General features: G+C 66.6%; 10 protein-coding genes. 4 read left to right on the forward strand and 6 right to left on the reverse strand.

Annotated elements, in window-relative coordinates:
• Positions 1-6: 6 nt before the first annotated feature.
• The 6 genes from AORI_RS68030 to AORI_RS68055 form a co-directional block, all read right to left on the reverse strand.
• On the reverse strand, positions 7-309 hold the full coding sequence (locus AORI_RS68030) for a hypothetical protein (protein WP_016335731.1): 303 nt from the start codon (positions 307-309) through the stop codon (positions 7-9).
• Positions 306-1,064 carry a hypothetical protein gene (locus AORI_RS68035; RefSeq protein WP_016335732.1) on the reverse strand — a complete coding sequence of 253 codons (759 nt, stop codon included), beginning with the start codon at positions 1,062-1,064 and terminating at the stop codon, positions 306-308. The genes AORI_RS68030 and AORI_RS68035 overlap by 4 nt, the downstream gene beginning before the upstream one ends.
• Positions 1,057-2,178: a C40 family peptidase gene (locus AORI_RS84690; RefSeq protein ID WP_016335733.1), complete on the reverse strand. Its 1,122-nt coding sequence runs from the start codon at positions 2,176-2,178 to the stop codon at positions 1,057-1,059. The genes AORI_RS68035 and AORI_RS84690 overlap by 8 nt, the downstream gene beginning before the upstream one ends.
• Positions 2,178-2,786, reverse strand: a complete 609-nt coding sequence (locus AORI_RS68045; RefSeq protein ID WP_063751895.1) for a hypothetical protein — start codon at positions 2,784-2,786, stop codon at positions 2,178-2,180. Before AORI_RS68045 ends, AORI_RS84690 begins: the two co-directional genes overlap by 1 nt.
• 131 nt (positions 2,787-2,917) lie before the next feature.
• Positions 2,918-3,448 carry a hypothetical protein gene (locus tag AORI_RS68050; RefSeq protein WP_123798538.1) on the reverse strand — a complete coding sequence of 177 codons (531 nt, stop codon included), beginning with the start codon at positions 3,446-3,448 and terminating at the stop codon, positions 2,918-2,920.
• A 158-nt stretch (positions 3,449-3,606) separates the two neighbouring features.
• Positions 3,607-3,855, reverse strand: a complete 249-nt coding sequence (locus tag AORI_RS68055) for a hypothetical protein (protein WP_228688190.1) — start codon at positions 3,853-3,855, stop codon at positions 3,607-3,609.
• 903 nt (positions 3,856-4,758) lie between these two features.
• Between AORI_RS68055 and AORI_RS68060 the strand changes: the two genes are divergently transcribed.
• The 4 genes from AORI_RS68060 (at position 4,759) to AORI_RS68075 (ending at position 8,846) form a co-directional block, all read left to right on the forward strand.
• On the forward strand, positions 4,759-5,754 hold the full coding sequence (locus tag AORI_RS68060; protein ID WP_228688191.1) for a zinc-binding dehydrogenase: 996 nt from the start codon (positions 4,759-4,761) through the stop codon (positions 5,752-5,754).
• 112 nt (positions 5,755-5,866) lie between these two features.
• Complete coding sequence (locus AORI_RS68065) at positions 5,867-6,772, forward strand: nuclear transport factor 2 family protein (RefSeq protein WP_158509143.1); 906 nt, start codon at positions 5,867-5,869, stop codon at positions 6,770-6,772.
• A 39-nt stretch (positions 6,773-6,811) separates the two neighbouring features.
• A complete protein-coding gene (locus AORI_RS83510) occupies positions 6,812-7,456 on the forward strand; it encodes a hypothetical protein (RefSeq protein WP_016335739.1) in 645 nt (214 codons plus the stop codon).
• Positions 7,365-8,846: a multicopper oxidase family protein gene (locus AORI_RS68075; protein WP_016335740.1), complete on the forward strand. Its 1,482-nt coding sequence runs from the start codon at positions 7,365-7,367 to the stop codon at positions 8,844-8,846. The genes AORI_RS83510 and AORI_RS68075 overlap by 92 nt, the downstream gene beginning before the upstream one ends.
• The last annotated feature ends 52 nt before the right edge of the window (positions 8,847-8,898 follow it).

An 8,898-nucleotide genomic window follows, 5' to 3' on the forward strand; every position in this document is an offset into this window, starting at 1 on the left:
TGCCTCTCAGAAGACCGACAGAATGGCGCCGAAGATCAGGCCAAGGCTCGCCAGCACCACGAGGCCGATCACCGAACGCTTGAGCGAGGCCGAATGCTCGGCGACCGAGGTGTGATATCCGTGCCGCTTCGCGGACTGCAGTTCCAGTGTCGCGCGGATCGTGCCGAAGGCGATCACGACGAACGCCAGCCCCCAGGCCCCGCCGAGCAGCTTCTTCCAGGTGGCGTTGAAGTCCACCCCGAAGACGTCGAAGTTGGGTACGACACCGTCGAAGGGATTCGGTGACTGAGCGAGGTACTGAAGGATCATTGGTTCGCGGCCTTCCCGTGACGTCGGCTGTCGAGTTGAACCACCTGATGTGGAGCCCTCGGCGGGAGCATTGAGGGGCGGCTTCGCGACGACAGTTGCGTCACTGTGTGAGACACAGCGGTCACGAGCGGCTCCCACCGTGCTTCGTCGTCGGCGGGGACGACCCCGCCGGGTAGCTTGACCCGGATCACCCCGGCCGTCCGCGCCCCGAAGGTCTTGGCGATCTTGCGGCCCAGCATCCGGTGCGTGCCGGTCTGGATGCCGACGACGATCGCCGTACTCACCAGATCGGGGCGGCCTTCGGCCTCCAGCCGGTCAAGCATCCACCACGCCGCCCGGGCCGCCTGGAGATCGTCATGCACCGGGAGCACCAGCTGATCGGTGGTCCAGCTTTGCCGTCGCCAGTCTGTGCCGCGCGGGTCGGCGGGCATGTCCGCGATGACGAGGCCGTCGAGCCGGATCGAGCCGACGCCGTTCCACAGCCGCACTCCGGCATAGCGGGGTTCCAGGCCGGCGTAGAGCTTCCGGGCCACGGTGCTCTTGAACGTCCGCGGCTGGACGTTGGCGACCGTCACGAGCCCGTAGACGCTTTGAGGAGCAGCTGGTGCCGCCTCTTCCGGGGCCTTCTCCCGCTTTTCCCCGCGCCCCTCGGAACGGTCGGCTGTCGCGGCCCGCTCCGTGATCGGGACGTAGGCGACCGGCTTGCTGAGGTCGACGGGTTGTTCGGCTTCGTAGCCCGGCGGGTGCTCAGACATGCTGATCAGCCCCTCCTCCTGGAATGGGCCGGACGACTTCCGCCCGGAAGTCCCCACCGGTGCGCACCGGGGAGACCTTGACGACATCGCCGCTCTGCGGTGCTTCCACCATGTACGGGACGCCGTTGACGACACCGAGGAACATCGCCACGTGGTGCACGACGGCGCCGTAGAACACCAGGTCGCCGGGGAGAGCCGCACTCCAGGGCACGACCGCGCCGCCGCCGGCGTGCTGCGCGCGTGACGTCCTCGGGAGGGAAACGCCGACCTGAGCGTAGGAATAGAGCATCAAGCCACTGCAGTCGAAACCGACCTTGGCGAAGTCGCCGTTCGCGTCGGCGACACCGCCGTCACGGATGCCACGAGATGGCCCGGACGCGGTCCCTCCGCCCCAGGCGTACGGCGTGCCCAGCCAGGACAGCGCGGCAGCCAGCACCCGCGCGGTCTCCGGGCCAGGTGCCTTGACCGTGCCGGCGAGCCCCGCCTCCGGCGGCAGTTGGACGTCGACTCCGTCGGCCCGCACGGCCCTCGGCCCGCTTTGACCGGTCTGACAGGTCATCGCCGCGGTGCCGTCGTAGAGCACGTTCGCCAGCGACTCGGCCAGCGGCTGCCACGGTTCGTACTTGCCCGCGCCGGCACCACTGGCCTGGACCACCTGGCCGATGTCGGCGTTGGAACGGGGATCGGTGTCGTAACCGGGCACCCTGGCGAGCAGCACGGTGAAGAAACCCTTCGCCGCCATGCTCGCGTTCTTCCGGTCGTAGCCGGTGTAGGCGTTGTCCGGTCCCGGGGCGATCTGCTGGAAAGCGCCGGTCGCCCGGCCGACGACCACGTCGGCTTCGAACCGGGATTCCTGCCTCGCGATCTGGAGGGCGATGACGACGCCGCGCCGGGTGATCGCCATGCCCTTCGCGGTGGCGACGATGCTCTTGGCGACTTCGAGCTGCGGCAGGGACAGGTCGGGTGGGGTGCTTCCGTCCGGGGCGGGCCGTGCGGTCGTCTCCGGAGCCGCACCTGTGCAGCTCAACGCCTCCGCCTTCTCGGGCCGGGGCAGCACCAGCAGCAAGGCGCCCACGACGAGCACCACACTGGCGAACAGGGCCTTCACCCGCATCAGCCCGCCTCCACCCGGGTGTCGACCAGCCAGCGTCCGTCGGTCTGCCGGAGGACCCGGCGCACCGAACGGATCTGCTCGATCTCGAAAGCCACGCCCGCCGCGGAGTTGACGCGGCGGGCGGAAAGCACCAGATAGGCCACGTCGGCGCTTTGCGGTGCCTCAGGACTCGGCGTCGCGGTCACTTCGTCACAACCGCTGCTCAACTGTTGTTCCCGCATACTCCGGTAAGTGTCTTCGGTGTCGCCTTCACGGCGGTCGGCCTTGGCCGCCGACGGAGTCTGATACCGTGCCGCGCGATCGAGATTCCCGTTCATCGGCTCACGCCAATCGAGCGTGCACCAGGCCCTCAGCCATTCGGTGCTCACCGCCGCGGGATCGGCGAAGAGCGCGAGGCCGCCGGGCCGTGGAGTTTCGACGGTCGACAGCGGCACCACCGCGGAGGGAACGGTCCGCACCGGTGTCTGCGGAGCGACGGAACCAACCGGGATCTGTGTGACTCCAGTGGAATTCTCGGGCTTCGCCGGGCCGGCGCCGAAGGGAGCCGTGGTTCCACATGCCGTACAGCACAAGGCGATCAGGAGGGAGAACCACGCCGTTCCACGCATCACGTCACCTCCGGACTCCACTCGAGCGAATATTCGCAGTCTGTGGAGTGGCCCGGACGAAGGCCACCGAAATCCGTCATCTATGTCCGAACTGCTTATCGCCGGGGTGTGCTCGGGCAGCGGCGCCGCGTTTACAGGCCGTTCCACACGCTTCTCAAGCGCGCCCCCGGATGCCAGAAATTCCCGAGTGCGCCGGTGATCCGCAGCTCCTCTTTTTCACCGAGCTTCGCAGGCCAGAGCTGAATCAACGCTTCCGCCACCACGGCACTCCCGGCGCCGGGTTCCACGGCTTCCCGTACGTGATAGCGCAGACGATGATCACCCGGCAGCAGATCCACCGGACCGGCCAGCGTCTGTGACCAGTCCAGCACCGCGGCGAGCCCGGTCGCGGACGAGTAACCGAACTCGATGACGTCGTCGTAGGCCTCGATCACATCATCCGGCTCACCAGGGTGGATCTCCGTGACGACGTGTACCCGCTCGGCGGTCCACGGCACCTGCATTTGCAGCTTTCCCCTCGCTGCGGTGACCATCCCGGTCCAGGTCGAGAGCCCGGGATTGATCAACGAGGTGTTCTCGCTGAGGTAGAAGTACGGGTACTGCGCATCGAGTACGCAGTCGACCCGCTCGGGGTGCGCTGTGGTGACGTCGCCGGCTGCCATGGTTTCCATGTCTACTGCGGTCGGCCCTCGCTACGCAGCAGCCAGGAAACAACACGGGACTTCCGTCAGCGAAAGCTGCCCTAGTGATCGTCCTCTTCACTTTCCACGTTGCGCGCGAGAAGGAGACCTTTGCGAACCGGGGCCGGCTGCTACCGGCCCTAACCGAGGGAAAGCGCGTACCGATCCAGATCGATCCCCTGCATCAGTTCCAGGGCCGACCGCAGCTCTTGTTCGGCGGATTCGTGATCGCAGCGTTCCGAAGCACGAAGGGCTTCGGCGGCGTTCGAGAGGCCGACCATGAGGTCCACGCGCTCTCCACCGCTCACCGGGTCGCTGTTTTCGTTGCCCTCACGAAGGAGCCGGTCCACACAGCGGTCCAGCCACTTCGCGAGTTCCAGACTCGGCATGAGCACACCCGGCGGCATGGGCGGAGCGCCCCCTTCGCTGTTGCCACCCGTCAACTCCGACCATGCGTTTTCCGCAGGCCGATGGCCGTACTCCCCTGATCGCACGATGCCCCCGCTTTGTCGTCGTTGTGCGCAGGCCGACCGAGCGAGCCCGCGTTTCCGGCGACCCATGATTTCGTAACACGCGAGCGTAGTCCACCGCCATTCAGACGCATTCGCAATCCTTTTAGTGATCCGAAGAACACTCAGCGCCACCACTGGCCGGAAATCGCTTTTCCGGTTCACCGGGAAGGGCGTCGAATAGAAAGCACCGGAAAATCGGTGATCTTCCCCTCACGCCATGCCGGGAAACCAAGCTCGGCGTCAAGCCGCAGGGTTCCTGAACGCGATCCGATCCCCAGTGGACAGAGAAGACACACGTGCCCCCAGTCCGCCGTCTTTCCGACCGGAAAGCCAGTGCCACGAAAGAAGACGCGCGATCTCGAGAATCATCGCCACCCGGCGGCCACCTCGGATCGAAGCCCTTGCACACGAAGACCACTTCGAAACTGCTGCCGACCCCAGGCCGCACACGGCCGCGAGATTCCCTGAGACCGCGACCTACCGGAAAGCCCAGGTCGGCGCCGAACGGCGCGCACTGATCGGTTGACCGGAATCACCCAGCGGAGAAAGTCGGTAAAATACCATCACGTAGTTCATCGTCCTGCCGCAAAGTGTGACGCGGGGACGAAGAGGCAAGCATAATAGCCGAACAGACAGCCGGTTCTACAGATTGTTTGCCTTGCCGAGAGCCATGATGGACGGTCTGTTCAGTCGGACCGGGAGGGCCGGATTCGATCAGGGGGCCTGGCGAGAGGTGTCCTAATGAAGGCTGCCATCCTACACGGAAAGCATGCGCTGACCGTGGAAACAGTCCCAGACGCAGCGCTCCAGGCGCCCGGCGACGCGGTCGTCCGCGTGGTCGTCGCCGGGATCTGCGGCACGGATCTGCACGGCTATCGCGGGCTCCCCGGTCCGGTCACCGGCCCACGCTGCGGGCACGAATTCGTCGGTGTCGTCGAGGACATCGGTGGCGAGGTCTCCACGCTCCGTCCCGGGACGATGGTCGTCGCGCCCTTCAACTTCGCCGACGGAACCTGCTCCGCATGCCTGACCGGTTCGCACAACGCCTGCGCGGCGGGCGGCATGTTCGGTGTGCAAGGTGACGGTGCACAGGCCGAAGCGGTCCGGGTGCCCTTCGCCGACGCCAACCTGGTGGCGGTCCCGGTGGATGAGAACGACGAACGGCTGCCCTCGCTCCTCACGCTCACCGACACGATGGCGACCGGCTTGCACGCCATCAAGACAGGCAGGGTCGCGCCGGGCTCGTCGGTCGCCGTCGTCGGCGACGGGCCGGTCGGGATGTGCGCGGTGCTCGCGGCCCGCGACGCGGGCGCCGCCCGGATCATCCTCGTGGGCAGGCACGAAGCGCGGTTGAGCAAAGGCAAGGAGTTCGGTGCGACCGACACCTTCAACGCCCAAGGATCCGAAGGCGTCGCCGAATCCGTCGATTACGTCCACACGGCCACGCAAGGGGTCGGCGCCGACGTGGTGGTGGAGTGCGGTGGTGGCCCTCAGGCACAGGACACGGCCTTCGCGATGTGCCGGGCCGGCGGCGCCGTCTGTGTGATGGGCAGCCCGCCGATCGGCGACGTCACCCCGGTTTTCCTCCGTGGTATCACCCTCACCGGCGGGCTCACCCCGGCCCGCGCCTACCTTCCTGAACTCGTCGAACGGGTTCTGGCCGGCACACTCGCCCCCGGTTCGATCTTCGAGAAGACGGTGGCTCTCGACGACATCGTGTCCGGCTACGAGGCGATGGACGCGCGCACGGCCAGCAAGGTGCTCGTGCTGCCTTAGCACATCGAAAACCGCCTTCTGCCAAGCACAGTCAAGTCTTCGACAATCCCAGGAAACGGGGAGTCAGATGTCAAAAAGGACTTATCGATCCCGAAGCTACTCGCGTGTGGTCATGTCGCTCATCTTCTCCGTCACCATGATCGCCGCCCTCAGCCCGTCCGCCACCGCCGCACCGCGACACCCCCAGCCGAACGCGTTCGAGTCGATCGCCACACCGCAGGAAAGGGCGAACAGGGCGGTCGTCCTCGGCTTCTACACCGCGCTGAACCGCGGGGACCTCGGCTACCTCGACAAGATGGTGCGCCCCGACCTCGTCCAGCACTATCCCACGATCGCCAACGGCCGGTCCGCGTTCCGCGCCTACCACGCGGGCCTGCGTGATCAGAATCCGGATCTCCGGTTCATCGTGAAGCGGACCATCGCCCAGAACGACCTGGTCGTGGTGCACAGCCACTTCGTCGGAAAGGCCGGCGACGCCGGTATCGCCAAGGTCAACCTGTTCCGTCTGGACCGGGGCAAGATCGCCGAACACTGGGAATTCAACGAGGCCGTCCAGCCACGGGGCATCGGCAACGACATGTTCTCCACGCTCAGCTCTCCCAGGATCTCCAAGTCGCTCCCGTTCGCCACGGACGCCGAAAGCGAACGCGTCGGCCGCGCCGCCTTCGCCGAGATCGTCAACCAGCCCGACGACGAACTCCGTCTTCAGGCACTGGAGCGCTACATCGGGGACAACACCTACTACCAGCATTTCCCGAATGTTCCGAACGGAACCGAGGCACTGCAGCAGTTCCTGCACGACGCGTACGCCGCGCAGCCGGACTACCGCGCCAACGTGAAGACCGTCGTCGCCGAGGGAGATCTGGTCGCGGTCGTCGCCCACTTGGAGAAGCTCTTCGACATCGAGAACAGTGTCAGTGTCGACCTGTACCGGGTCCGAGACGGGAAACTGCTGGAGCACTGGGCCGTCATCGAACCCATTCCGCCGACATCGGCCAATCCGAACACGATGTACTGATCCGATGACCGAGGGGGCGCGGGCCGGAAAGGTGGCTCTATGCAAACCAAGGTCGCAGCCCGGCCCGCGTCCCCGTCTTCACCGGGCCGTTCCTGGCCCACGACTCCCCTGGTCCTACTGGCGATCGCCCTCGCGGCGGTCATGGCGTGGCAGATCCGGGATTGGTCGTCCTATTTGGACGTGAGGCCACGGTCACCGTCTCTCCTGCCGGCCGGCGCCGGACACCACACCGGAGCGAGCGGGGCGCGTACCCCTCCCCCCGCGATCGCCGCGCGCGCCATCCTCAACTTCGCGGGCATCACGCTGCTCGCCGCGCACGCGACCACGGCGAGCGTGCTGCTCGCCGGTGCCGTCACCCGGCGGTGGGCGACGGGAAATATCCCTGCCATGCTGATCTTCGCGGCTACGTCGGCCGTCCTCAGCGCGTCGGCGACGATCCCCCTGACGAGGTTCACCGTCGGCAACGCGATCTCACCGGGTAACACGCTGTCCGCGGCGATCACCGTGTTGCAGTACTCGTTCGTGCTCTCCCTGCTGGTCGCGGTCGCCCTGCACCGGCGGCCCGCTGCCCGATTCCCCGAAGGTGATCGAAGTGCTGAACAGAAGAGATGCGATCAAACTCGGTTCCGTCGCCGGCGCGGCACTGATCTTTCCGACGAAACAGCTGGCATCCGCGCTTTCTGACGACCCGCCGGAAGTGCGGCCCTTCTCGGTGCCGTTGTCGATCCCCCCGGTGCTCAAGCCCACGCGAAGCACGGCGGACACCGATTTCTACGACATGCGGATCGCGGAGACCGAACTGGAGATCCTCCCCGGCATCCGGACCAGGACACTCACCTTCAACGGGAGTTTCCCCGGGCCGACCATTCGGGCCCAGCGTGGTCGCAACACGGTGATCAGGCAGTTCAACGGCCTGCCCGGCCCGGCCACGGTGCATCTGCACGGCGCCGACGTCCCGCCGTCGAGTGACGGGCATCCGATGGACCCGATCGCGCCGGGCCAGGCCAGGGTGTACCGATATCCGAACGACCAGCGGGCCGCCACGCTCTGGTATCACGACCACACGCATCACCTCGAAGGCGAACGGGTCTACCGCGGCCTTTCCGGCGCGTATCTGCTGTCGGATCCCGTGGACGCGCGGCTTCCGTTGCCCAGTGGCGAATTCGACGTGCCACTGATCCTCAGGGACGCGAAGTTCGACAGCGGAGGCCAGCTCGTCTTCGTGCCGGACGACTTCCTGAACCGGCCGACGATCCTCGTCAACGGACGTCCGCAGCCCTACTTCGAGGTCAAGCGGAAGCTGTACCGCCTCAGGTTGATCAACGGCTCGAACCTGGAGATGTTCAAGTTCCGGCTCTCCACCGGAGCGCCGTTCCTGCAGATCGCGTCCGACGGCGGCTTCCTGCGCGTGCCCGTGGCGCGGCACGAGATCGACGTCTGGCCGGCGGAGCGCGCCGAGGTCCTGGTGGACTTCCGGTCGGTTCCGCCGGGCACCGCCATCGCCCTGCAGAACGCGGCGGCCCTCTCCGAGAACAAGCGGGACATCCTCCAGTTCCGGGTCGGCGGCGGGGCTTCGTGGTCCAAACCGGAGATCGCCATTCCCGGGTGGCCCCGTGCACGGGTTCCCTCGGCGAGGGAAGAGATCCCGGGATGGCCGTCGAACGATCCGCTGCGAGGACGGGCCACGAAAACGCGGCGATTCGTCATGCGGCTCGATCTCGGGAGCGGCCGGTTCGTCATCAACGACAAGGGATTCGACCCGGATCGGGTGGACGCGACGATCGAGCACGGCTCGACCGAGATCTGGGAGATCGTGAACGACGACGTCGCTCTCGGCATCCAGCACACGATGCACCTGCATCTCGTGCAGTTCAGGGTGCTCGACCGGAACGGCAGACCCGAGCCCGCTTACGACGCGTACCCGAAGGACACCGTCCGGCTGTTCCCCGGCGACGTCGTCCGGATCCAGGCCACGTTCGACTCCTACCTCGGCCGGTACCCGTTCCACTGTCATTTCCTCGACCATGCGACCCACTCGATGATGGGCCAGTTCGAAGTGGTGCCACGTCGTTGAGGCCTGTCCGGCGCGGGGGCGGCACCCCCGTGCCGGACAGGGCGCGTGGGTC

Source organism: Amycolatopsis keratiniphila (assembly GCF_000400635.2).
Lineage (GTDB): Bacteria > Actinomycetota > Actinomycetes > Mycobacteriales > Pseudonocardiaceae > Amycolatopsis > Amycolatopsis keratiniphila.

Coding starts and splice junctions, on each gene's coding strand:
- AORI_RS68030 (WP_016335731.1), bottom strand. CDS start 309: ATGATCCTTCAGTACCTCGCTCAGTCACCGAATCCCTTCGACGGTGTC.
- AORI_RS68035 (WP_016335732.1), bottom strand. CDS start 1,064: ATGTCTGAGCACCCGCCGGGCTACGAAGCCGAACAACCCGTCGACCTC.
- AORI_RS84690 (WP_016335733.1), bottom strand. CDS start 2,178: ATGCGGGTGAAGGCCCTGTTCGCCAGTGTGGTGCTCGTCGTGGGCGCC.
- AORI_RS68045 (WP_063751895.1), bottom strand. CDS start 2,786: ATGCGTGGAACGGCGTGGTTCTCCCTCCTGATCGCCTTGTGCTGTACG.
- AORI_RS68050 (WP_123798538.1), bottom strand. CDS start 3,448: ATGGCAGCCGGCGACGTCACCACAGCGCACCCCGAGCGGGTCGACTGC.
- AORI_RS68055 (WP_228688190.1), bottom strand. CDS start 3,855: ATGCCGAGTCTGGAACTCGCGAAGTGGCTGGACCGCTGTGTGGACCGG.
- AORI_RS68065 (WP_158509143.1), top strand. CDS start 5,867: ATGTCGCTCATCTTCTCCGTCACCATGATCGCCGCCCTCAGCCCGTCC.
- AORI_RS83510 (WP_016335739.1), top strand. CDS start 6,812: ATGCAAACCAAGGTCGCAGCCCGGCCCGCGTCCCCGTCTTCACCGGGC.